17 protein-coding genes are annotated in these 23,206 nt (G+C 60.7%); 6 read left to right on the top strand and 11 right to left on the bottom strand.

The window, feature by feature from the left end; all coding sequences use genetic code 11:
* Positions 1-39: 39 nt before the first annotated feature.
* The 3 genes from DSCA_RS13535 to DSCA_RS13545 form a co-directional block, all read right to left on the bottom strand.
* On the bottom strand, positions 40-696 hold the full coding sequence (locus DSCA_RS13535) for a GntR family transcriptional regulator (protein WP_155316931.1): 657 nt from the start codon (positions 694-696) through the stop codon (positions 40-42).
* A 79-nt stretch (positions 697-775) separates the two neighbouring features.
* Positions 776-1,693, bottom strand: coding sequence for a glycyl-radical enzyme activating protein (locus tag DSCA_RS13540; RefSeq protein WP_155316932.1), 918 nt, complete (start codon positions 1,691-1,693; stop codon positions 776-778).
* Between the two features lie 99 nt (positions 1,694-1,792).
* Entirely contained in the window at positions 1,793-4,210 is a 2,418-nt protein-coding gene (locus tag DSCA_RS13545; protein ID WP_155316933.1) for a glycyl radical protein, read from the bottom strand.
* Positions 4,211-4,475: 265 nt separating this feature from the next.
* Here DSCA_RS13545 and DSCA_RS13550 point away from each other — a divergent pair, with 265 nt between their 5' ends.
* Positions 4,476-5,639, top strand: a complete 1,164-nt coding sequence (locus DSCA_RS13550; protein WP_155316934.1) for a 4Fe-4S binding protein — start codon at positions 4,476-4,478, stop codon at positions 5,637-5,639.
* A gap of 50 nt (positions 5,640-5,689) precedes the next feature.
* On the opposite strand, the gene DSCA_RS13555 is transcribed toward DSCA_RS13550, so the two are convergent.
* On the bottom strand, positions 5,690-6,169 hold the full coding sequence (locus DSCA_RS13555) for a hypothetical protein (RefSeq protein WP_155316935.1): 480 nt from the start codon (positions 6,167-6,169) through the stop codon (positions 5,690-5,692).
* Positions 6,170-6,547: 378 nt separating this feature from the next.
* Between DSCA_RS13555 and DSCA_RS13560 the strand changes: the two genes are divergently transcribed.
* Positions 6,548-7,393 carry a S1 family peptidase gene (locus tag DSCA_RS13560; protein WP_155316936.1) on the top strand — a complete coding sequence of 282 codons (846 nt, stop codon included), beginning with the start codon at positions 6,548-6,550 and terminating at the stop codon, positions 7,391-7,393.
* Between the two features lie 395 nt (positions 7,394-7,788).
* Positions 7,789-8,946 (top strand): peptidoglycan-binding domain-containing protein, encoded by a 1,158-nt coding sequence (locus tag DSCA_RS13565; protein ID WP_155316937.1) that lies wholly within the window; start codon positions 7,789-7,791, stop codon positions 8,944-8,946.
* Positions 8,947-9,073: 127 nt separating this feature from the next.
* On the opposite strand, the gene DSCA_RS13570 is transcribed toward DSCA_RS13565, so the two are convergent.
* Together DSCA_RS13570 and DSCA_RS13575 are read right to left on the bottom strand one after the other, a co-directional pair.
* A complete protein-coding gene (locus DSCA_RS13570; RefSeq protein ID WP_155316938.1) occupies positions 9,074-10,351 on the bottom strand; it encodes a peptidoglycan -binding protein in 1,278 nt (425 codons plus the stop codon).
* Positions 10,352-10,354: 3 nt separating this feature from the next.
* Complete coding sequence (locus DSCA_RS13575; protein ID WP_197904789.1) at positions 10,355-11,242, bottom strand: biopolymer transporter ExbB; 888 nt, start codon at positions 11,240-11,242, stop codon at positions 10,355-10,357.
* 327 nt (positions 11,243-11,569) lie between these two features.
* On the opposite strand from DSCA_RS13575, the gene DSCA_RS13580 reads away from it, so the two are divergent.
* The gene (locus tag DSCA_RS13580) at positions 11,570-11,917 is read left to right on the top strand and encodes a hypothetical protein (protein WP_155316939.1); all 348 of its coding nucleotides are present in this window, start codon (positions 11,570-11,572) and stop codon (positions 11,915-11,917) included.
* Positions 11,918-12,091: 174 nt separating this feature from the next.
* On the opposite strand, the gene DSCA_RS13585 is transcribed toward DSCA_RS13580, so the two are convergent.
* The 4 genes from DSCA_RS13585 to cooS form a co-directional block, all read right to left on the bottom strand.
* Positions 12,092-15,331: an InlB B-repeat-containing protein gene (locus DSCA_RS13585; protein WP_167527766.1), complete on the bottom strand. Its 3,240-nt coding sequence runs from the start codon at positions 15,329-15,331 to the stop codon at positions 12,092-12,094.
* 844 nt (positions 15,332-16,175) lie between these two features.
* Complete coding sequence (locus DSCA_RS13590) at positions 16,176-17,426, bottom strand: NAD(P)/FAD-dependent oxidoreductase (protein WP_155316941.1); 1,251 nt, start codon at positions 17,424-17,426, stop codon at positions 16,176-16,178.
* Position 17,427: 1 nt separating this feature from the next.
* The gene (locus DSCA_RS13595) at positions 17,428-17,934 is read right to left on the bottom strand and encodes a 4Fe-4S dicluster domain-containing protein (protein WP_155316942.1); all 507 of its coding nucleotides are present in this window, start codon (positions 17,932-17,934) and stop codon (positions 17,428-17,430) included.
* A gap of 18 nt (positions 17,935-17,952) precedes the next feature.
* Entirely contained in the window at positions 17,953-19,833 is a 1,881-nt protein-coding gene (cooS, locus tag DSCA_RS13600) for an anaerobic carbon-monoxide dehydrogenase catalytic subunit (protein WP_155316943.1), read from the bottom strand.
* Positions 19,834-20,532: 699 nt separating this feature from the next.
* Here cooS and DSCA_RS13605 point away from each other — a divergent pair.
* A complete protein-coding gene (locus tag DSCA_RS13605) occupies positions 20,533-21,543 on the top strand; it encodes a beta-ketoacyl-ACP synthase III (protein WP_331457163.1) in 1,011 nt (336 codons plus the stop codon).
* A gap of 123 nt (positions 21,544-21,666) precedes the next feature.
* Positions 21,667-22,527: an urea carboxylase-associated family protein gene (locus tag DSCA_RS13610; protein ID WP_155316944.1), complete on the top strand. Its 861-nt coding sequence runs from the start codon at positions 21,667-21,669 to the stop codon at positions 22,525-22,527.
* Between the two features lie 170 nt (positions 22,528-22,697).
* Here DSCA_RS13610 and DSCA_RS13615 read toward each other — a convergent pair whose 3' ends face one another.
* The gene (locus DSCA_RS13615; RefSeq protein WP_155316945.1) at positions 22,698-22,898 is read right to left on the bottom strand and encodes a cold-shock protein; all 201 of its coding nucleotides are present in this window, start codon (positions 22,896-22,898) and stop codon (positions 22,698-22,700) included.
* Positions 22,899-23,206: the final 308 nt, after the last annotated feature.

A 23,206-nucleotide genomic window follows, 5' to 3' on the forward strand; every position in this document is an offset into this window, starting at 1 on the left:
CCAAAGGGTGGCATTGAGTGAAAAAACAGCCCGGATGTGTCAGGAAAGAAAAGAAACCAGATTCCCTGACGCCTTGGCGAGATGTCTTTTCAGGACCGAGATTGCCTGTCGGACGTTTTTCTCACGGCAGGCCTCCAGGATTGCCCAGTGTTCGTTTTGCGAGATGCCGGCTGCCGATAGACTGTCCAGGTAGATGATCAGGTAGCGCAGCACATTGTTGTGCAGCCTTTGGATGGCATTCAACAGCAGCGGCATCCGTGCCGCCCGGTACAAAGTGGCATGGAATTCCCAGTTCAGATCTCCCCATTCCGTTTTGTCGGCCCCGCCGTCGATAATTTCCAGAACGCCCCGGGCGCGAATCAGGTCCGCCGGGCGAATCCGTAATATGGCCTTTTCGAGGGCCACCGTCTCCAGGGCGATCCGCATCGTATAGATTTCCTGCACCTCATCGGCCGAAAGTGGCGAGACCACAGCCCCCCGTTTGGGCATGAAGGCCACCAATCCTTCAGCCTTGAGCTGCACCAGGGCCTCGCGCAGGGGAATCTTGCTCACCCCCAGTTGCTCGGCGAGGATATCCTGTCGCAGCGGGTCATTGGCCTTGTACCGGCCCTGTATGATTTTGGAACGCAGGGCATCGGCGATCCAGTCCGCCGTGCTGCCCGTTTTTTCGGGAAGTCTTGAACGTGTCGCGCTCATCGTCGTCTACCTGTCATGAACAGTCATCGTTTCCACCTTCCCCATCGGACCCACGGCTGCCGGGCGTAAAGGCGACGGGTCAACCCGGTTCCGGAGGGCAGAACGGCAGGCCCGGGCATCCGGCCGGCAGGCGGTGGGCCTGCATGCGGGCCAGGATCAATTGGATGGCGCCATGTTCCGGGGCCGTCATGGCCGCGTCGAAGGAAAGGCCCAATCCCTTGTATTTTCCAGCCCCCAGGGGATGATAGGGAAGCAGTTCAATTCCGACCAGGTGCCTGAGGCGCCGGCACAGCCGGATAACGCCGTCGATGTTTTCCCGTGTATCCGTGAGACCGCGGACAAGCGGGATCCGGACCGTCAGCCCGCGCCCCATGGCATCCAGGCGCATGATGGTCTCGATGATGGTGGTATTGGAGACCCCGGTCAGCCGCTTGTGGATGGCATCGTTCGTGTGCTTCAGGTCAATGAAAATGGCATCGATCCAGTCGAAGATGGCCCGGGCGTCCTCAAAAGCAAAAAAACCGCTGGTTTCAACAGCCGTCCGGATGCCGGCAAGGGAACAGCCCCGGGCCAGGCGTCTCAACATCTCCATCTGGGCAAAGGGTTCGCCGCCGGAGAAGGTCACCCCGCCGCCAGAGCTGCGGTAAAACACCGCATCGCGTTCGAGAATCCGGCTGACCGCTTCGACCGTCAGGTCCTGCCCGACGCGTTCCCTGGCATTTTGCGGACAGGCCTTTTCACAGCGGCCGCATGCCACGCAGGCGTCCCGGTCAAACTCGAGGGAGGCCCCGTTCAGGCGGTTGGCGCCCGCCTCACAGACATCGATGCAGGCCCCGCATCCGGAGCACCGTTCTTCCATGAAAAAAAGCTGCGTTTCAAAAGACCAGGACTCGGGATTGCTGCACCATCGGCACCGCAACGGGCACCCTTTGAAAAATACCGTCGTCCGGATGCCCGGCCCGTCGTGAAGGCTCCAGCGCTGGATATTGAATATCATATTTTCAGTCCGGAATCAGGATCCTTTCCGGGCAGGCCCCGCTGACCGCATGCCCCTGCCATGGCGGTTGCACGCCCTCAGGCCGCCAATTCGGTTTACTCACATGGCGGCGTAGGACGTCCGCTGGATAATCGCGTCCTGCACTTCCCTGGACAGGGTCACGAACCGCGCACTGTAACCGGCGACCCTGACCAGCAGATGCCGGTATTGGTCCGGGTGCGCCTGTGCCGCCAGCAAGGTCTTTCGATCAAAGACATTGAACTGGACATGAAAGGCGTCCAGCTCGAAATACCCCCTGATCAGGGCGGCGAGCTGGTTCAGGCCCCCCTGCGTCTTGAGCGTATCCGGAGCGAGCTTGATGTTCAGCAGGGTGCCGCCGGCATGCCGGCCATGGTTGATCTTGGCCGTCGACCGCATGGCGGCGGTGGGGCTGGTCACATCCGTACCCGCATGGGGCGAGCACCCTTCGGTCAGCGGATCCCCGGAGCGCCTGCCGCAGGGCGTGGCGCCCACGGCTTTTCCGGCGGGGATATAATTGGAAATGCCCATGAAGGCGGAGTTGAAGGGACTGCCGTAACGATCTGTATACCGGTTGATCTCCTGATGATAAAAATTGCTGATATCAATGGCGAACCGATCCACATCGTCATCGTCATTGCCGAATTTCGGGCAGGCCAGTGCCTGTCGGCGCAGGTCCTCGAAGCCCTCCCAGTTGCGGTCCAGGGCCTCATCCAGCGTTTTAAGATCGGTCAGCCGCCGGTCGAACACCAGGCGTTTGATCGCCGCCAGGCTATTGACCGTATCGGCGATACCGATGCCGGTCAGGACCGGTCCCACATGATAGCGGGCGCCGCCGTGCACCAGATCGCGGCCGGACTGCATGCAGCCGTCGGTAAATGATGAGAAAAAAGGCCGCGGTGCGCGTTCGGCCTGCACCTGCTGGGCAACCAGGGTGGCGATAACGGCATGTTTGATCATGTGTTTGAGCTGCTCCAGATAGGCGTCCATGACCGCCTCAAAATCCTTCAGCACCGCCGTGCCCCCGGTTGCCACGGCCAGGGATCTGCCATCGCTGCGGCGCCTGCCGTTGGTCAGGACAAATTCGACCCCCGCCGCCAGGTTGATGTTGCAGGCCGATGTCCACTCGCTGATTTTTCGCGAGTGGGGAACCACACAGCCACAATTGCTCCAGTCCATGGCATCTTGGGGGGAAAGCCCCACGCCGGTCAGCATCTGGGTGCCGATGCGGTCGTTGTGGATGGCCGGGAACCCCGTCCCCTCGCGGACCAGTTCGCAGACCCGCATGAGGAACTGGTGGGGACAGCCCGGGTGGACCCGGACACTCAAACCGGGTTGATGCAATTTTACCCGGCCGGTGGCCTGCAGACACATATAGGTGAGATCGTTGGTCCCATCGGTGCCATCGTCTTTTCGGCCGCCGACGGTCAGGTTCTGGAAGGCATTGTAACCGGCAAAATAGCTGGCCGTATTTTTGGACACGAACCAGATCCATTCCGACAGTTTGACCCACAGGCAATCGATCAGCTCCTGGGCCTTTTCCCGGGTGATGCCCCCGGCTTCCATGTCACGGGCGTAAAACGGATGCATGAACTGGTCGAACCGTCCGATATTCAGGGCCACTGCATTCTCGAACAGCGAATTCCCCAGCTGGACGGTCCACAGCATCTGGATGGCCTCCCAGAACGTTTCAGGCGGGTTTCCCGGAACCTGCCGGCAGTTATGGGCGATGGCCAGCAGTTCCTTTTTCCGTCGGCCGTCCGGCTCCTGAAAGGCCATCTGCTCGGCCTGCCGCGCATACCGTTCGTTCAGGTGGATGATGCCGCGGGCGCAGACGATGACGGCATGGTAAAAATTCGACTTCTCGATATCTTCCGGGATCGTCATATCCAGGTCTGCGATCCGCTGCCGCGCATCCGCGATGATGCCGTTGAAGCCTTTAACGAACACAATATCCTGGTAGTCCGGTGTAATCTCACCGACCGCGCATCGCCATTTTGAATCGTTGTCTACAATACCCGTATCCACGGCGATGGCTGCAGTTTCCGCGGGAAGCCTTGCCAGGAAAGCGTCCTCGATGGATTTGCCCTTCCAGAAAGGCAGAATGTCGTCCACCAGTTCCCTGAGGTCTTCCCCGTTGATGGCATAGGGATCCTGGTCTCGCCGGTCGATGCTCCCGATCTCCTCCTCGATCCACTGCCAGGAGATGTCGGGACTCACACCGGCCGACCGTCGAAAGGTTCCTGATGACCCGACGATGAGCTCATGGTCAAAAATAGTCACCGGAATCCGCTTGCAGATGTTGCCGAATGCCCGCGCTTTCTGCAGTATCGCCGGTGCACCGGGATTTTCAGCGTATGATTCGGTAACGGACCGGGCTCGAACGATACAGACGTGCGGGTCCGCCTGGTCGTATGCCTCGCGCAGGCGACCGATGCGGTCGCCCGCCGGGAGAACGGAAGCCTCCCCTGCCTTTTTCTTTTTCGCAACCGACGTCATCACCGGCCCTCCCCTGGGTTGATTATAATATAATCGTATACGATTATGATTCAATTAATGAAATCGGCTGCAATCTGTCAAGCCTTTTTACATGCATGACATGGGGAAAGCGTTGCCAATATATTGATGGTAGACGGCAGCCGTCGAGATGGCTGGCCGGCAGCGATGGCGGGGGAGCCTTGCTTTCATCGGGTGATTCGGATAGGGTGCCCGGCATTGAATCCCACGCCAACCTTGAGTTCAATCACCGAAAGGGAGCGGAGCCATGACACCACTGACATTATCGGAAAAAATCAGGCGCGCCACCGGCGTTATCTGCAGGCAGGGGCTGGTTCAATTTCCGGTCACCGACACGGCCGTCGCCATCATCCGGCAGGTCGTGGGGGACCAAGAAGATGAATTGGACCTGATCGATGCCTTCCGTGAGCGGCCGTCCCAGACCATGGACCAGCTGGTTGCGTCGAGCGGACTTTCGGAGGCGGCCATCACGCGGCTGACCGACAGCCTGGCCGGAAAAGGGCTGGTGTTCAATCAGCCCAGTTCCAGCGGGATCATGGTTTACCGCCTCCTGCCGCTGATGATGGTCGGGCTGATGGAGTACCGGTTCATGGGCGAGCTGACCGGCAGCGACGGGGAAAAAGCCCTCGCCGGACTCTTTGAACGGCTGCTGGCGGAACTGCGGGAGCAGACCCAGGGCAATTACGACGCCCTGATGCCCCTGTTCGCGGCGGCCCCGGCCATCGACCGGACCGTGCCGGCCGACCGGACGGCCGAGGGCCGGAAGATCCGGGTGATCCCGGTGGAAAAGCCCGTCGAGGGGGCCGACGAGGTCATCCTGCCCAGCCAGACGGTCGAAGCCATCATCAACAAGTTCGACGACATCGCCGTGGGCCACTGCTTCTGCCGCCAGCGCCGCAGCCTGCTGGGAGAACCGTGCAGCACCAACGCACCGGTGTTGAACTGTTTTTCATTCGGCAAATCCGCACGCCACACCAGCGCCCAGGGCTTTGCCAAAAAAGTCACCCGCGAAGAAGCCCTCCGGATTCTCAGGGAAGCCCAGCAGGCCGGCCTGATCCACAAGGCCTTTCACCCCGGATCCCGGGAATCCAGCCCGGAAACCAGCATCTGCAACTGCTGCAAGGATTGCTGCGACACCCTGCGGCTCTGGCGGGACGGCAGCCTGCCGATGATCAATTCCACCTACCACCTGTCCGTCATCGACCGCGATGCCTGCAGCGGGTGCGGCACCTGCCTTGAATGGTGCCCCACCGATGCCATCGAGATCGACGAAGACGGTGTGGCCCGGCGGGATGAAAACGCCTGCCTCGGATGCGGGGTCTGCGCCCGGTTCTGCCCGGAATCGGCGATTTCGCTCCAGGAGGGTTTTCGCAAGGTCTTCATCCTGCCGCCCCGGCTGCGCAGCGCGTAAATAGCCCCGCGGGATACGGCCGATGGTTTAAACTGAAGGACCGGTCCGCGTTAGGGTGTCTGGCGATACCCGGTATCGTCGTAATACGTCACCCGTTCCGGCCGGCTGTCCCCATTGCCTTCAATTGCATGGGCCAGCTGATCCTCGCTGTCGTCCGGCTCTGGACGAATCGGGTCGACGGCCTTCAATTCATGGGATTGCGGCGGGGTTGCCGCCACCAGTTTGAATTCGTCGGAGGGTATGAAGGACAGGCTCCCCGGCGCCTTGGGGACGTGCAGCTGATAGGGTTCGGCAATCTCGGCCATGTCCGATTCATTGCCATCCTTGTCGATGGCCGTCACGCCAAACATGACCGGTCCGTCCGACAGGGTGACATCATCGGGAAGGGCGATCTCGGTGACGTTGCCCACCTTGATGAATTTGGAATCGTAACCGACGACGGTGCCCTTTGACCAGTAAAGCTTATAGCCGATGACCGTGTCTGAATCAGAAGCGTCCCAGGATAACTTGTATTTCCGAATCTTAGCCATTGAGCCCCCCTCCCTGCATCAGCGGGTTGAACAATCAGGTGCCGGTGTGATGAAATGCGCATGCGGCCATGTTCTTTGTCTGAGAAGCGACGACACTGGTGTAGTATGCCGTCATCTGCCTGTCAACCATCCACCGCTTCCGGTTCAGTATCGCTGGTACGGATCCGAAAAAAAGGGCCCGAAAAGGACTGCCATGTCATTTTTTCCACCCTTGCTGTGCATGATTGTTGACGATTCTGGAAAGTTCTGTCTGGATGCATTCAACCTTAGCTTTTGTAATCATTAGGTTATTTAGAAATTTCTCCAGGAAGGCCCATTTTGTGCTTTACCATTGGGGACACGACGGTCAATCCCTTTAGGAAAGGATCCATCAAACGAATGCACGTATTTTTCAACCTTTACAATGCCGGGATTTCGCTTCTGGTCTGGTCCCTGATCGTTTCAGGCCTTCATGCCCCCCTGTGCGAGGCGACCCCCCACCACCCCCGGGAAGCGGCGTTTCCAAGCGGCCCTGAAACGAATCCAACGGAAGGCAATGGCCGGGCCCCGGCCGCCGTTGCTGTGGTGTCAGAATCCGTCGGGACCGCGTGGCCGATGGCCTGCGGTTATCTGGTCACCAACAACCATGTGGTTTCGGATGCCGAATCGATCACCCTTATCGATCGGGCCGGCACGGCGTTTATCGCCTGGCCGGTGCTTCAGGATGAAATGCACGACATCGCGTTTTTGGAAGTGGCCGATGAAAAGGCCCTGCCCCCCGCCCTGCCCCTGGCCGGTTCCCCGACGGACCTCGATACCCGCGTGTTTACCGTGGGGTTCCCCGCTGAAGAACAATCGGTTCAGGGCCCCAGGCGATCCCAGGGCCGAATTTGCGGGTTACAGGGCACAGGCGCAGACGATGCCAGCTATCGGACCAGTGTTTCTGTTCGTCATGGCAACAGCGGCGGGCCTCTGATGAATTTGACCGGTGAGGTGGTCGGCGTGGTCAGATCGATGCTGGCCTACCGTGACGCCGCATCCGAACAGGTGCATGTCCTGGAAAACGCGAGCTGTGCCGTAAAGGTCGATGCCGTAAAATCGCTGCTTCAATTCCTTCCGCAAAAAAAACCGGCGCTGAGGCCTATGGCCGATACGGCCGGCGATACGGAGGCGCTCTACGATGCGGTATCGGATTCGGTACTGCGAGTGGTGGCCCGACGCTGGGAGAGTGCTCCCGTCGACTGACGGCCCCACCGGAGCATGAATCAGACCGGACCGCCATCGACAGCGTCTTCGCCCCCCTGCGCGCATCCCCCCGGGCCATCGTTTTAAAAGCGCTCCGGCGGCCCCCCATTCAGCGATTGCAGGCCAGGTTTGACGGTCGACCCAACGGTCGGCCGCTGGCCCGCCACCGGGTGCGCGATATGCTCACCTGCCTGCGCCAAATCCCCCGAGAGGCGCAAACGGCCCCTGCGGGCCGGCATCCTCGAATATTTTTTTTATACATACATTTCAATTGGTTTACTTCGAATACGACCATGGCAGGCGCACCATGGCAAACGATTTGCTCATGGGAAAGGGCGAGGTCTGTTACAGCGCAAACCCAATAAACCCATACGACATCTTTTGGAGGTATCAATATGAAATCGAATGCACACAGGATCTTTGCCGTTTTGCTTCTGGCAACGTTTTCCGTCTGGGTCGGCTGCTCCCATAACGCACCGCCCGAACTGAGCAACCTGCAGAAGGAACTGAACGAAAAAGAAAACGAAATCAACCGCCTGGCCAGCGAAAACAGCAAAAAAGACAGTGAGATAAGCTTGTTGGCCAACGAAAACAGCAAAAAAGACAATCAGCTGAAAGCCTACGAGGAGCGGATTGACCAGCAGGCCAAAAACGCTGCCATGCAGGACGCATCTTCTCCGGAGGCATCCTTGTACCCCCCCGAGGCCAACCCGGGCGAGTGCTTTGCAAGGGTCTTTGTTCCGCCCACCTATGCAACGGCATCCGAACGCGTACTCACACGCAGCGCCTCCGAACGACTGGAGATCGTCCCGGCCCGTTATGAATGGGTGGAGGAAAAAGTGATGGTCAAAGCCGCCTCGGAGCGCATCGAAGTGATTCCCGCCAAATACGGGTGGAAAGAGGAGCAGGTTTTGGTCAAAGCCGCCTCGAGCCGACTGGAGCAGATTCCCGCCAAGTACGAGCGGGTGGAAAGCAAAGTGCTGGCCAAAGAGGCCCATGTGGTGTGGAAAAAAGGACGGGGGCCGATCGAAAAGGTCGACAACACAACCGGAGAAATCATGTGCCTCGTAGAGGTGCCGGCTTCCTACAAGACCGTCAAAAAGACGGTCATGGTCACCCCCCCGGGAACCCGCAAGGTCGATATCCCGGCGGAATTCAAGACCGTCAGGAAGCGGGTGATGCTCGAACCGCCCCAGGAACGCACCATCACCATTCCGGCCGAGTATGAAACGGTCAAGGTCCGCAAGATGGTATCCGGTCCCCAGGAACGCAGAATCCCGGTGGCGGAAGAATACCAGACCGTGACGAAAACCGTAAAAACTGACGACGGCCACATGGAATGGCGCCGCATCATGTGCGAGACCAACGTGACGCCCGACGTCGTCACCAACATTCAGCGGACGCTTCACAATGCCGGGTATGACCCCGGACCGATCGACGGCGTGCTGGGCCGGCAGACAGCGTCCGCACTCAAATCCTACCAGCGGGATCATCGGATGGCGGAAGGCGGTTTGACATACGAAACCGTCAAAAAGCTGGGAATAACGCTGTAATCAAAGGCACCCCGATCACTGATGTGGGACCTGACCGTAACAAGTCCCCCTGGCCGGCGCCGGTCAGGGGGACTTTTTCGTTGCACGGACCGCCAGGGATCCTGTGGCGGGGTCCGCCGAAGCGGATTCAGCGTGCGGTCAACTTGATTTCAATGCGTCGGTTTTTGCGGTAGGCCGCCGGCGTGTCGGCCGGATCGAGGGGGTGGAACTTACTGAAACCGGCCGCGGCCATGTGGGATTCGGGAATGCCCTGGGTAGACAGAAAGCGAACCACCGAGACGGCCCGGCTGGTGGACAGCTCCCAGTTGGAGGGAAACCGGCCGGAAGTCACCGGCACCCGATCGGTGTGGCCGTCAATCCTCAGGATCCAGTCGATCTCCGGCGGAATCCTGCCGGCCAGGTCGTTGAGGGTCGCGGCCAGCTGGGTGAGATGCCGGGTGCCCGCTTCTCCAAGTGCCGCCGAGCCGGATGAAAAGAGCAGTTCGGCCTGGAAGACGAAGCGGTCCCCCTCGATGCGGATGAGGGGGTTGTCACCCAGCACCGTTCTCAGGCGGCCGAAGAATTCCGAGCGATAGGATTCCAGTGTGTTGATCCGGCGGGCCAGCGCCAGGTTGAGGCGTTTGCCCAGATCCTTGATTTCCGTATCCTTGCCGGCGCTCTCGCTGCGGGCCAGGTCCAGGGCGCGACTGATCTTTTCCAGCCGGGCCTTCAGAGCGGCGACGCTCTGGTTCAACCGCGCGATCTGGGCCCTCGCGCTGGCGGACAGGCGGCGCTCCTCACCAAGGGCCTGCTTCTGTTCGCCGATCAGCGCGGTGAGGGCCTGGATGCGGATCTGCTTTTCCTCGATGGTCCGCTGGGCCAGCAGGGTGCGCTCCCGGGCGTCGGCCATACCGGCCTCCAGGGATTTGGAACGGTCCCGCAGGGCCCCGATCTCAGCCCGGCCGGATTGCAGTGCGGTGGACATGCTGCCGATGCGCGCCTCCAGTTCCCGGCGCAGGCGCCGCAGGGCATCGATGTCTTCCTGCAGGCTCCCGATCAACATCAGCTGCTGAGCGATCCGCGCCTGATCCGCCTCGGCACCGGACGCCATCGCCGCGACCCGGTCATCGAGCATCGCTTTGGTGTCGGTGAGCATGCTGACGGTAACGGAAAGTTCGGCCGCATCGGCCGCCAGCCGGCGGTTGCGCTCTTCTTCGAGGCCCAGATGGAAGGTCAGTTCGTCGACCTGGCGCTGCAGGACGGCCAGCTCGCTCTCCTGGCCGGAAAGGACCTGGCTCAACAGGAATTGGGCGACGGAGAAGATCAGAACGAGAAAGATGACCACCATGAGAAGCGCGCTGAGCGCGTCCACATAACCGGGCCAGACATTGAAGGTGCGCGGGGAACGCTTGGCGATGGCGGACATGGCTCAGGCACCCGCCGCCGCAACCGCGCGCTTGCCGGTCGGGCGCACGGCGGGAGACCGGTCCGACAGCACCCGGGCGACCATGCGGTTGTTCTCGCGAAGCTCCCGGGTCATCAGGACCAGCTGGTCCTTGATATCCCCGGAGCCCTCCTGCGACGGCAGCACGCCCAGTCCCGTTGCGCGCCCCTCTGACGTGTCGATCAGATGCGTGACCCCGGAAAGCCACTCCTCGAGTTCATTGAAGAAGCGGTTCTGGGCATGCCCCGCCTGGAGATCGATAAATCCGAGCACCAGCGAACCGCCGAGCCCGAACAGCGAAGAACTGAAGGCCGTCCCCATGCCGCTCAGGGGCCCCTGCAGACCGGCCTTGAGGTTCTCGAACACCGCTGAAAAATCGTTGCGGGCCACCTCCAGCCCCTCGATGACCTGCCAGACCGACGAGATGGTCCCCAGAAGTCCCCAGAAAGTCCCCAACAGGCCCAGGAACACCAGGAGACCGATCATATAGCGGGACACTTCGCGTGATTCGTCCAGGCGCCCGCGGATCCCGTCCAGAACGGTCCGCATGGAAAACGCCGAGAGGGAGAAATGATCCCGGTTGAGCCCTTCCAGCTGTTTGGCCAGGGGCTTCATCAGGCGGGTGGGATCGGAAACCGAAATGCCGATGTTGCCTGTGCGGAACATCTTGATCCAGCGCAGCTCCGGCTCCAGGGCAAACACCTGGCGCATGTTGATGGCGATGCCGGTAACCAGGGCCGCCAGGATCAGCAGGTTGAACCCCCAGTTGGCCATGAAGGCCATTTTCAGGGGGACGAACATCAGCAGGCAGACAACGGCGACAATCGCCAGATAGAGGGTCATCCAAAACAGTTGATGGCGCGGGTGGTTCATCGGGCTCCCTTTGTGTCGGTCCGTGATCGACGTGCACGGTCCGGGTTGCATGTTTTCAATCGGGGCGGGCACCGACCCGCTTGCAGAAATATTATCAAATAGCATGCCACATCCGGGGTCTTAGATTTCACATGGAATATCAAAGCGTTGGAAAAGGGGGCGCCGAAAGTCCGCCGGCGGCTTGACGAGGGGCGTCAGAAAGCGGTCACCATCCCGGAGACGGCGCCTCAATTTTTTGACGAAGAGACCGATATAGGAAACAGGACAAATAAATTTTTCCGCGTCACCCTGCCAGACGGGTACTGCGGAAACAGGAGTGTGTTGGAGATGACCCTGAGATTTACCGTTTTCGTCTTTATCTTTCTGTCGATGGCCGCCATGCCGGCAGCGGCCACGCAGACAGCCGTTATTCCCGCCTATGCATGCGTATCGGCGTCTCCTTCGTCAATGAAAGCCTATCAGCGCTTTATCGACAGCCAGAACAATGCCGCCGCAAAAAAACTGCTTCGTTCCAGAAAAATCTTTCTTTCACCGCGTGACATCAAGGTGGAAGTGGTGGCGGTTGACGATAACATCGCCAAGGTGAGGCTGAGCCGCCTGGATGAAAACGCCCGGCCGGTCACGCTGTATTTCTGGACACCGGCCGAACAGTTGAAATTGATACCACCGCAATAAAGCCGTCCGCCCTGCTTCGGGAATCAACAACGGCACTGCCTCTTACATGGGTCAGAAACGGGACCTGGACATCCAGGGACGGCCGCCACGCTCAAAACATCCCTGCCCCGCAATCGAAAAAAAGGCAGGGTCGAAATCATCGACCCTGCCTCGCCGTCTTCTTTGCAAATAGCCCTAATCCTCCAGTAGCAGCAGGGGCACCCATGGCATGGCTTTCCGGCCGCTTGCGTCGGAAACCCCCGGATCGGTTTCTTCGCTGTCGACCCGGCCATTGTGGTTAGTGTCTTCCTGGCCATCGAGCCAGCCGTCGCTGTCGGAATCATCGTCCAACGGATCGGTTGTCGTTAACGGATCGAGGTCGGCCTGAAAAACACCGGTGTCGGTGTCATCGGTGATGTCCGCCAGCGTATAGCCGGCTTCCGTACCGTCCTGCAGCCCGTCTCCGTCCGTGTCCGCATTGCACGGATCGGTTTCTCCGGCATCCACCGTACCGTTCTGGTTGGCATCCTCGATCGCGTCCGCGATGCCGTCGTCGTCCGTGTCGGCGTCGTCGGGGTCGGTACAGGAGAAGAGAACGGTAACGGTCTGGTTGCTGTCCATGACCACGGTATTGGTTGTGGCGGTGGAATTATCGTCATCGGTCCCGCTCCAGGACATGACGTGATAGCCGGTGTCCGGTGTGGCGGTGAGGGTCACGGTCTCTCCCTCATCGTAGGTGCCGGAGGCGGGCGACACCGTGCCGTTTCCACCGGAAACGGTTGCGGTCAGGTCGTATGTCGTGGCCGGAATGCCTTCAAAGCTGACGGTGACGGTTTTGGGGCCATTCATGACCACGGTATTGGTTGTGGCGGTGGAATTGTCGTCGCTGGTGCCGCTCCAGGCGGCCACCTGGTAGCCGTCATCCGGTTCGGCCGTCAGAAGGACCTCCGTACCGTCATAATAGGTGCCGCCGGTAGGGGTGACCGTACCGAAGCCGCCGAAGACCGTGGCCGTCAGGGTATAGGTCGGCGTGGAAATGAGGGTTTCATAGGCCCCCAGGTCATAGCCCATGCCCTGGGGGCGTTCATTCCCCTCCAGGTCATCGCAGGGGGCCGTCAGACTGTAAGTGGCATAGGATTCGATGCCCACGTCCAGCAGACCCGACTCCGGGCTGAGATGATAGTCGCTGTCGCCACCGGCAAGGGGATCGCCGTCCGGCCCGTTGTAGTCTGTAAAATCGGGGCTGACGGCCATGTTGCCGATCTTTTGCGGGGCGCCGGCATTGTGCCAGCTGGCATCGAGCATCGAAAAATTGTTGTAGAGCAGTTTCAGGTTGTTGAAACTGGAGCCGGCTATCCCGTCGTAATAAACGAATTCAATGTCGCTGTATCCGCCGCCGTCCAGCACATTGCCCATGAAAATCGAGTTCATGACGGCGGCGTAGCTGTTGCGGTAGGCCAGATAGAGCCCGGCACCATGGCTGCTGGCCGTGTTGCCGGCGATGGTGCAGTTGATCATGTCCGTGTCGCTGGCCTCGTCGCTGTAAAGCCCGCCGCCGCTGGCGGCATGATTGTTGGCAATCACGCAATTGGTGATCTCCGGCCGGGCGTAATTGATGCTGCTGTTTTGCCCGCTGTAGATGCCCCCGCCGTTTTTCGACGCGCTGTTCAGGATGATGGTGCAGCCGCTGATGCGGGCATCGTTGCGCTCGTTGTTGTGAATGCCGCCCCCGTGGCCGGCCGTGATGTTGCCGCGGATGGTGCAGCCGGTGATCAGCGGTGAAAAACCGGCGTCGTTGTAGATGCCGCCGCCGCCGCCGTCCGTGCTCCGACTGGTGGTGTTCCCTGAAATCAGGCAGTCGCTGATGGTCGTGCTGTTGCTGGAGATGGTGTAGATGCCGCCGCCGTTTTCGCCGGCCGTATTGTTCAGGATGGTGCAGCCGTTGAGGTTGGTGGTCCGGCTGCAGTATACCCCGCCGCCGCTGCCGGTGGCGCTGCTGTTTTGTATGCTGCTGTTGGCAACGGTGGCCCCATCGGCGGAAACCAGGATCGCGCCGCCATTTACCGCACTGCCATGGGTAAAGGTGAAACCGTCCACCGTGGCGGCGGCATTCATGTTCATGCAGCGAACGGTATCCTGACCGTCGATGACGGTGGGACGGGCCACCCAGTCGCGGCTGTCTCGCTGTATCTCGGTGCCGGCGAAACCGCCGTAGACAAACAGGATCTTGTCCACGTCGACCTCGGCCGACAGCCCGTAGGTGTGCGACCGGACCCAGATCTCGTCATTTTCAGTGGCCGCATCGATGGCCGCCTGCAGGCTGGCCTTGGCCGTGGCCCAGGTGGTGCCGTCATTGCCGTCATCGCCGTCAAGCCCGTCCACATAGAAATCGGCGAAGAACACCTGACTGGGATCGTATTCATCGGCGCCGATATCGACCACTGCAGAGCCGTTGGCATCGCCGTCCAGCTGGCGGGCGTCCCCGTCCACGTCCACGGCCAGCAGGGTCGTCGACGAGGTCCCCTGGTCGATGCAGGAGGAACCGGGGCCGATATGGTAGTTGCCGTTGTCCGGATCGATCAGGAGCGGGTCCGTGTAAACCTGGGCGTCACCGAGATAATAGCCGGCACAACAATTGTTGCTTCCCTCCGGCCCATCTGTCGACGCATATTTTACCTCCACGTCTGGCCGGCTGCCCCCCGTATTTCCCCAAAAAATGCAGTTGTAGAGCGCGTGCTTGGTGCCGGTGTACCCCTGTATGTAGAAGGCACCGCCGGAGTATGCGATGTTGCGGGTAAAGGTGCAGTTGATGAAGCGTGCCGAGCCGTTGTAGGCATTTACCGCGCCTCCGAATGCCAGGGCTGTGTTGTGGGCAAAGACGCAGTTGTTGAAGGTGGGCGTGGCGAACAATACGTAGGCGGCACCACCGCCGTTGTACCCGACACTTGATGTATCGGATTCCGTCGACTGGTTATGGGTGATCATGCAATTTTGAAAGATTGGCGAACCACCGGAAATCCACATGGCTCCGGCTCTGTTGGCACTCCCGTTGGTAATCGTCAGCCCGTCCAGGGTTGCCGAGGCACTGACCTGCAGTATCCTGATGGCTCCGCCGCCGTCCAGGATGGTTTCATTGGCGGCGAAATTCCGCTGGTCGGCATCGGTTTCGTTGCCGGTGAAACCGCCCAGGACGGCAATGGCTTTGCTCAGATAAATCGTCGAAGACGGCAGGTAGCGCCCCGCCTGCACCCAGACATCATCACCGGCTGACGCGGCGGCCACCGCCTCGGCCACACCGGCAAAGGCGCCCTCCCAGCTGGTGCCGTCACCCGACTCGGCGACATCCGAACGCACAAACCAGGTCGCGGCGAAACCGTCGGCACCGGCAGATAAAATGAGGGACACGATCAAGACGGACATAACCGCCGTTTTCACTGCTGCAGCCATCCTCAACCCAGCGTTTCTTTGGTAGCAGACAACTCGACCTGGCATCGCAATCTCCTTTTAGTTTAGGTTGGCGCCGTGGAACCGGCATCAGCCGTCTCAAAAACAGGTTGTGGCCCAGGGTCAACGCACGGCCGGGGTTCAACCCGCGGGCATACGCCAATTTAGCGGGGGCATGAAACCCGCCAACCACGCTGAAATGGTGTCGAAAAACATGTTTGAGACAGCTGTTAAACGAAGGCGATCATGCACAGGGCCACCTCCATGATCGCTGCATATATGTAGGGCTGAGACACCGGCGCGACGGCCATGCCCGCCATTTCAACAGGTATCGGACGCCGGCACGGGCCGGCGGGAAAACAAAGAGAAGAAGGACCTTGTCCACCATCGTCCGGGTGACGGGATGTGCGCACCCCGGCTTGAAACTGAAGATTCGGCCGGTAAGGGAAGGCGCTGGCACAGGGCACCCTGTGTTGGTCGTCTGAAGGCAGGTGACGGGGAACCGCCACCCGGGGGCGGGACATGTGGCAGACACACAGTGGCTACGAGCGCGCGGCAAGGAATGGTCCTGATCGTTTGAGTTGCTGAATTCTGCGAAAACCAGATCGAGAATCCTGAAAAAGCAAAAAACATACCAGGATATCAATATTAATTATATACTGCTATTTCTTATAGTTATCACCCTTCAGAATTTCAGGTAGGTAATAGGGGAAATATTTATTATGAATCCTCGTCAATAATATGAAATTTTTTACCCTTTTGCGCAGGGTCGACCGATGCCATGGACATCCACCACTGTGCGCCCCTTGCGCAGCCGAATCCCCCCAGGCGGGGGTTAGGGCATGAAATGCCCGTAGTGCAGGGTGTGGTCGATGATCTGGCGCTTGACTGCGGTCACGTCCATCCGTTCCCGGATTACGGTGCGGTATAGCCCGGCATTGGTGATGTCGCCCACGAAAACGCCGCCCACCAGCCGGCGGCCGGCCGCATCGAACACCAGCTTGCGGAAGGTGGTCGCCGTGGCCTTGCGGTGAATTTCATAGTCGCCGCCCGCGGTGTGGACCACCCCCATGGCCACGAAGGGTTCGTCGGCCACCTGGGTGGCGTTGAGGATGCCGAAGGTGCCGCCGTAGGCCGTTGGGGTACCCGCCATGTTCAGGCCGGCGCAGCGGCCCATCTCCACCGCATTGGTCCACAGGGCCGTCATCACCGGCGCCCCGGTAACCGGGTCGCGGGTCACGGCGACATCACCGGCGGCGTATGTTCCCGGCAGGCTGGCAGCCGCGTAGCGGTCCGCCACGATGCCTCCCGCCACCCGGACCCCGCTGCCGGCCAGAAATTCCACGTTGGGCCGCACGCCCTTGCCGATGCAGACCATCTGGCAGGCCAGCGTGTGCCCATTGTCCAGGGCCACCCCGGTGACACCGGTGGCGTCGGACACGATCCCGGTGGCCGCCACACCGGTCAGGATGGACAGGCCGGCGGCGTCCAGGGCCTTGCGGATCAGGGTCGCGTCATCGGGCTCCATGAGTTGGCTGAGCACCTCGGGAGAGTAGACCGCCAGGGTCACCTTGACCCCCCGTTCCAGCAGGGCGAAGGCGGCTTTGAGGTTCAGCAGCCCGCCGCCCAGCATCACGGCGTGGTCGGTTCGGTCGATGCGCAGGGCCATGCGGCGCGCGTCGGCCAGGGTCCGCATGGCAAAGACCCCCTCGGCGCGGGTGCCTTCAATGTCAGGCGGCACATGGGGCCGGCTGCCGGTGGCGAAGAGGATCTTTTCATATCCGTGGCGACTGCCGTCTTCCAGTGCGACGCTGCGGCCGGCGGCATCCACCGAGGCCACCCGCGCACCGGTCCGCACGTGGATGTCCGCCCCGGTGTAGGGGCCGCAGCCGGCCAGGGTCATTTCACCGGCCTGTTTTTTTCCAGAGACCAGAAACGGAATCAGGGGACGGAAATAGGGTTCATCCGCTTCTTCTGACAACACTGTGATCACGCCCCGGGGATCCCGCTCACGGATGGCCTGGGCAGCCGCCATACCGGCCGCACTGCCCCCCACGATCACATATCGACTCTGCTGTCGAGCCATATCAGCCCCCTTCCGCCTTGAGCAGTTCCCTGGAGGCGTGCTGGCGAACCGTTTCGGAATAGTCGGGCACCGTTTGATAGACCAGCGCACCGGTGGGGCAGGCGCTGACGCAGGCGGGAATATCCCGGTCCGGGCAGCGGTCGCAGCGATAGGCCTTGTGGGCCTCCAGGTGCCGGCCGATGACCCCGTAGGGGCAGACCATCACACAGGTCCAGCAGCCGATGCACTTGTCCGTGTCGGTGCGCACGACCCCGTCGGCATCGCGGTGAATGGCGCCGCTGATACAGGCATGCATGCACGGCGCGTCCTCGCAGTGCCGGCAGACCAGCGGGACCTTGCGGTCCGGCGCCACCCACTCCACGTATACGCGACTCTTGGGACGCGGGGTTTCCGCGATGGCGCCGAACAGGGTCTTGCTCGCGGAATGTTCCACTGCACATGCCGTTATACAGGAACGGCACCCCACACAGCGATCCGTCCTGACGAATATTTCCTTGGGCTGAGACATGACCTCCTCCTCTTGGTTTTAGATGCCCAGCGCTTTGCGCTTTTCATCCATGTGGGCGATCATCAGGCCGGCGCCTTTCACCGGGTCGGTTTCCACGGCAAAGGCCGCCCCGACCACGTCGTTGGCTGCCTGGGTCAGCACCTCGGTCACCATGGGGCTGCCCAGAACCGGCGGCACCGTTCCCAGAACCGTGAAAATCCCCGATGAGACCACGTAGGCCCCGATGCTGACGGCCTTCTCGCTCATCCACTCGGGCGCCGCCCCGGCCACCGGCAGGTCGCTGATATCCACGCCCAGGGCATTGGCCACGGCGGCACAGACCGTCAGGATGCGGCTGATGTCGACGCACGAGCCCATGTGCAGTACGGGCGGCACACCCAGGGCCTGGCAAACCCCTTTGAGGCCGCTGCCGGCGTCTTCGGCGGCCTCGGGCAGCATCAACCCCACCTTGGCACAGGCTATGGCGTTGCACCCGGTGGTCACCACCAGGACGTCGTTTTTGATCAGCTCGCGCACCAGGCCGACGTGGCCCTCGTCGTGCCTGATCTTGGGGTTGTTGCACCCCACCACCCCGGCAATGCCCCGGATCGCGCCGGACTTGATGGCATCGAGCAGCGGGTCGAGCGTTCCCCCCAGGGCCTTGATGATGGCCTCGGCGCTGAAGCCGACCATGCAGGCGGTTTTCTCGTCGGGGATGAAGACCTTTTCAGGGACCCGGTTGGCGTAGTTGTCCAAGGCCGAGCCCACGATCTCCCGGGCGATGGACAGGGCGTCTTCCTCGTTGAACTGCTTGTGCACGGCCCCCGGAAACTTGGCCTTGGGCGAGGTGGAGATAAACCGGGTGTGGAAACATTCGCACAGGTCGCCCAGGGCCGGCATGATGCACTGCACATCCACGATCATGGCGTCCACGGCCCCGGTGATGATGGCCAGTTCCTGCTGCATGAAATTTCCGGCCATGGGAATGCCGTGGCGCATGATGATCTCGTTGCCCGTGCAGCACATGCCCACCACATTGATGCCTTTGGCGCCGGCGGCTTCGGCCCGGGCCACCAGCGCCGGATCGCCGGCCGCGGCCAGGATCATCTCGGACAGCACCGGTTCGTGCCCGTGGGCCACGATGTTGACGTGGTCCGCTTTGAGCACCCCCAGGTTGGCCTCGGAACGCACCGGTTCCGGTGTGCCGAAGAGCACGTCTGAAATCTCGGTGGCCACCATGGAACCGCCCCAGCCATCGGCAATGGATGCCTTGAGACCCTGCAGGATCAGGTTGACCGCGTCGTTGTCCACGCCGATGTGGGTGCGGTGCATGATCTCAACGATCTCCCGGTCGATGCCCCGCGGATCGATGCCCATTTTGTGCCACTGGTCCACCCGTTGTTGCGGCGCCCGGCGGGTGAACTGCAGGGGCCCCTCCTGTTTTCCGAATTCGGCATACACCGCCCGCGCCAGGTCCAGGGCGATCTCTTCCTTGCTGCGATCCGCGGTAGGGATGCCGTATTCTTCGGCCAGGGCGGCCAGCTTGGTTTCATCCCTGATCTCGTATCCGCCGCTCTTGCCCTCGGCGGTCAGCAACAGGGTGTGGGCCAGGTCGCGGCCGTGATCGGAATGAGCCGCCGCGCCGCCGGCAATCATGCGAATGAGGTTGCGGGCCACGATGATGTCGGCCGTGGCCCCGCAGATGCCCCGCTGGGGCCCTTCGTCTTCGAAGGGGCTGATCCGGCAGGGGCCCATGTTGCAGTTGCGGCAGCAGACCCCCAGTTCTCCGAAGCCACACTCGGGAAGCATTTTCTCATAGCGGTCCCAGACCGTCTCCATGCCGAGTTGGTCGGCCCGGTCGAGCATCTGGTGGACCGCCGGGTCAATACTCTTTTCCAGAATCTTGTCATTGAAAGCCATCGGGTTCCCCTCCTGTATTGATGGAAAAAGCGCCATAAAAAAATTTGTCAGGGCCGTTGCCCTCGGACGGGTGATGCCCGGGACGGAAGCCACCGTTCATCATTCCGATGTCGGATCAGGCCCCCCTGCCACCCGCCATCGGTCAGGAACCGGGCAGCGGGCCCGAAAAAAAAGCCGGCTTTTCCCTGGTCGGGAACACCCGGCTTTTTCTCATCGATGCGATTCGATCGAGTGTCCATAGTCAGAATACAACCTGCCGTTTCAGCCGGCGGCCCGCTTCCCCGTTCGCAGGCAGATCGGATGAAGTGCTTGTTATGGTCTTATTCTCATAATTTATATAGAAAACCCGTCCCCGGTAAGTCAAGTTTAATCTGGCTGCTTGTTCTGGCCGGAGACGGGCTTCGGTGCCTGCTGCGGTCGGCTTGGAAAAAGATGACGCGGCCCCGTCATTGCCCGCCCGAACCGGATCGGCGCTGGAATCTCGGGAAACATCCGACTTGATTGTGCCCTGAGGATCAGGTAGGTGTAGCCGCAGGGTTATCCGTTGAATCCGTCTGGCATCTGTTGCCGCGGCGGCCAGGGGATGAAATGATATATTCTTCCTCACCACCTGCAGTCAATATCAATCCGGCGAAAGGGGCCGGCTGATCCGGCCTGGCCTCGGCATCATGATTTCGCCCGCAACCGTTGGATCTTGCCATGATGAAACAGTCGATAATCAAAAGCACCGGCAGGTACGTACCCGATCGCCACGTGTCCAATGACGATTTGACCGGCCTGATGGACACCTCGGATGAATGGATTCGCCAACGCACGGGGATCGAGGCCAGGTACTGGGTCAACGCGGATGATGCGGTGGGCACGTCGGACCTGGCCCTCGAAGCGTCGAGGATCGCACTGGAAAGAGCCGCCTGGCAACCCGCCGATCTGGATCTGATCGTCTTTGCCACCATGACATCGGATGTCTACGTGCCCGGTTCAGGTGTCATCCTGCAGCACAAACTGGGGGCTGGGAAAGTCCCGGCACTCGACATTCGCCAGCAGTGCACCGGCTTTCTGCATGGACTGGAATTGTGCGATGCATACGTCAAAAGCGGCAAGGCCCAGCGGATCCTGCTGGTCGGGGCCGAAACCCAGAGCCGGTTTCTGGAACTGAACACGCAGAACCGCGATACCGCCGTCATTTTTGCGGACGGTGCCGGCGCGGTCTGCATCCAGGCCCGGGAGGCAGACCAGGCGGCCGGTATTCTGGCCTCGGTCTTTCATGCGGACGGGAAATATGCCGGTGTGCTTCGGGTGGGGGTGCCCTCCCGGAAAAGCGGTCCGGTCATGAATGCCGAGGTCCAGGCCCGGCAGGAGTATTTCCCTTACATGGACGGAAAGACCGTTTTCAAACTGGCGGTCACCCGGCTGCCGAAAGTGGCCCGGGAGCTTCTTGACAGGGCCGGCATGCAACTGGCGGATCTCGACATGGTTGTCCCCCATCAGGCCAACCTGCGGATCAATGAATCCTTCAGGGAGCGCATGAATATCCCTGTGGAGAAAATGTTCAACAACATTCAGCGCTATGGAAATACAACCGCGGCCACGATTCCCATTGCGTTTGACGAACTGATGGAAAAAGGGATGCTCGGGTCCGGGGACAATGTGATGTTCATCGGCCTGGGCGCCGGACTCACCTGGGGCGGCGTGATTTACCGGCTGCCCTGACGTACGAACCCGGCGGTTTAAACCAGGGGACAGGGTCGAAGAAAGGAAAGATGGGAGCCTTCATGTTTCCGCAGGCCGTGCCCCTGGGACGAGTTGCACCGCCCCCGACCTTAGAGGTGACCGATGAAACGCACCCCCCGACACCAGGCCCCGGCCGATGCCGACGACCGCAAGGCGGTCCAGCCCGTGATCTGCTATCCGGTCGAAAGCCTGCCTCCGGCGGACATGGACACCTATGCCGCCGCCCGCCGATCGATGGAATTTGGTGACGCGGTGGTGGTCCCGCCTCGCAGCGCCCGGACGTTTCGCGTACCGGCGGGAAATTTTTTCCGGATCATCAGCGTGGACGGCCCCCAGGTGGGCGACCTGAACCTCTGGGCGGCGGATGACCTGTCGGAACGGTTTTACAGCGGCAAGACCCGCGCCCTGCATGGCACCCACCTGAGCACCGGCGACCGGATGTGGAGCAGCTTTCCCCACATGCGCCCCATGGCGACGATCACCTGTGACACGCTCGACTGGTATGGGTTCGATGCTTTTGGCGCCGGTGTGCATGACGTGATCGGCACCCGCTGCGATCCCTATACGAGCCGGTTGCTGAGCGGCCGGGACTATCACCAGTGCTGCCATTCCAACCTGATCCGTGCCCTGGCCGCCGAAACCGGGCTGCCTCTCGACCAGGCCGAGGCCCACGTGCACGACGTGCTCAACGTCTTCATGTGCACGGGGTTCACCCATGACACCCACCAGTATTTCATGAAGGCAAGTCCCGTTCGTCCCGGCGACTTCCTTGAATTTTTCGCCGAAATCGACCTGTTGGGCGCACTGTCCGCCTGTCCCGGCGGCAATTGCGCAGCGGAGCACTCCAGCGACAGGGCGGCCTGTTACCCGCTGAAGGTCGAGATCTGGCAGCCCGATCCGAAGCGACTGGCTGGATGGGTCCCCCCCGCCCCCTCAGCCTACTCGCGCAGCCACGGGGGATGAGCGATCTTAAGGTACGTGGCCGTCATGCCCGACGGCGGGCAATCCTGCTTTGTCCATGCGGGCATTACAAGGGCTGAAAACGCGACGGGACCGTCATCGGTCGGTGAATAAAAAAAGGGGACCCCTTCAAACCGTTGAAGGGGTCCCCTTTTAAAATGAAAAACGAAGTGTCAGACCACAGTCACGTTGGCTGCGGCAGGACCCTTGGGACCCTGCTCAATGTCAAAGGTGACCCGGTCTCCCTCGTTGAGAGATCTGAATCCGGTGGCGTTGATTGCCGAATGATGAACGAAAACATCCGGTCCGTCTTCCTGCTCGATGAAACCAAAACCTTTGCTGTCATTAAACCACTTCACAATACCAGTTGCCATGCAAACTTCCTCCTACCGATAAAAAAATTAATCATTGCTTCAAACTTCAGGAGTCATGGTGACAAATGGATCAATCCTTTAGCAAGAAACCGGACCGCCAACACCGACGGACCTTCATGATAGCAATGCCATATCACGCAAAAGAAAAAATGCAAGTCAATTTTCATTTTTTAGCATAGATTCAGGACATATCAATCGTATCGGGCGGTGACATGGGGTCATGCTGACGCATATGCGCCACACCCCGCGTGAATTCCCCCGGCGTCCCCATTGGCCCGGCCCCTTCCGATTTTGCGAAAAAGACATTT

Source organism: Desulfosarcina alkanivorans, from assembly GCF_009688945.1.
GTDB lineage: Bacteria > Desulfobacterota > Desulfobacteria > Desulfobacterales > Desulfosarcinaceae > Desulfosarcina > Desulfosarcina alkanivorans.

Coding starts and splice junctions, on each gene's coding strand:
- DSCA_RS13535 (WP_155316931.1), bottom strand. CDS start 696: ATGAGCGCGACACGTTCAAGACTTCCCGAAAAAACGGGCAGCACGGCG.
- DSCA_RS13540 (WP_155316932.1), bottom strand. CDS start 1,693: ATGATATTCAATATCCAGCGCTGGAGCCTTCACGACGGGCCGGGCATC.
- DSCA_RS13545 (WP_155316933.1), bottom strand. CDS start 4,210: ATGACGTCGGTTGCGAAAAAGAAAAAGGCAGGGGAGGCTTCCGTTCTC.
- DSCA_RS13550 (WP_155316934.1), top strand. CDS start 4,476: ATGACACCACTGACATTATCGGAAAAAATCAGGCGCGCCACCGGCGTT.
- DSCA_RS13555 (WP_155316935.1), bottom strand. CDS start 6,169: ATGGCTAAGATTCGGAAATACAAGTTATCCTGGGACGCTTCTGATTCA.
- DSCA_RS13560 (WP_155316936.1), top strand. CDS start 6,548: ATGCACGTATTTTTCAACCTTTACAATGCCGGGATTTCGCTTCTGGTC.
- DSCA_RS13565 (WP_155316937.1), top strand. CDS start 7,789: ATGAAATCGAATGCACACAGGATCTTTGCCGTTTTGCTTCTGGCAACG.
- DSCA_RS13570 (WP_155316938.1), bottom strand. CDS start 10,351: ATGTCCGCCATCGCCAAGCGTTCCCCGCGCACCTTCAATGTCTGGCCC.
- DSCA_RS13575 (WP_197904789.1), bottom strand. CDS start 11,242: ATGAACCACCCGCGCCATCAACTGTTTTGGATGACCCTCTATCTGGCG.
- DSCA_RS13580 (WP_155316939.1), top strand. CDS start 11,570: ATGACCCTGAGATTTACCGTTTTCGTCTTTATCTTTCTGTCGATGGCC.
- DSCA_RS13590 (WP_155316941.1), bottom strand. CDS start 17,426: ATGGCTCGACAGCAGAGTCGATATGTGATCGTGGGGGGCAGTGCGGCC.
- DSCA_RS13595 (WP_155316942.1), bottom strand. CDS start 17,934: ATGTCTCAGCCCAAGGAAATATTCGTCAGGACGGATCGCTGTGTGGGG.
- cooS (WP_155316943.1), bottom strand. CDS start 19,833: ATGGCTTTCAATGACAAGATTCTGGAAAAGAGTATTGACCCGGCGGTC.
- DSCA_RS13605 (WP_331457163.1), top strand. CDS start 20,533: ATGATGAAACAGTCGATAATCAAAAGCACCGGCAGGTACGTACCCGAT.
- DSCA_RS13610 (WP_155316944.1), top strand. CDS start 21,667: ATGAAACGCACCCCCCGACACCAGGCCCCGGCCGATGCCGACGACCGC.
- DSCA_RS13615 (WP_155316945.1), bottom strand. CDS start 22,898: ATGGCAACTGGTATTGTGAAGTGGTTTAATGACAGCAAAGGTTTTGGT.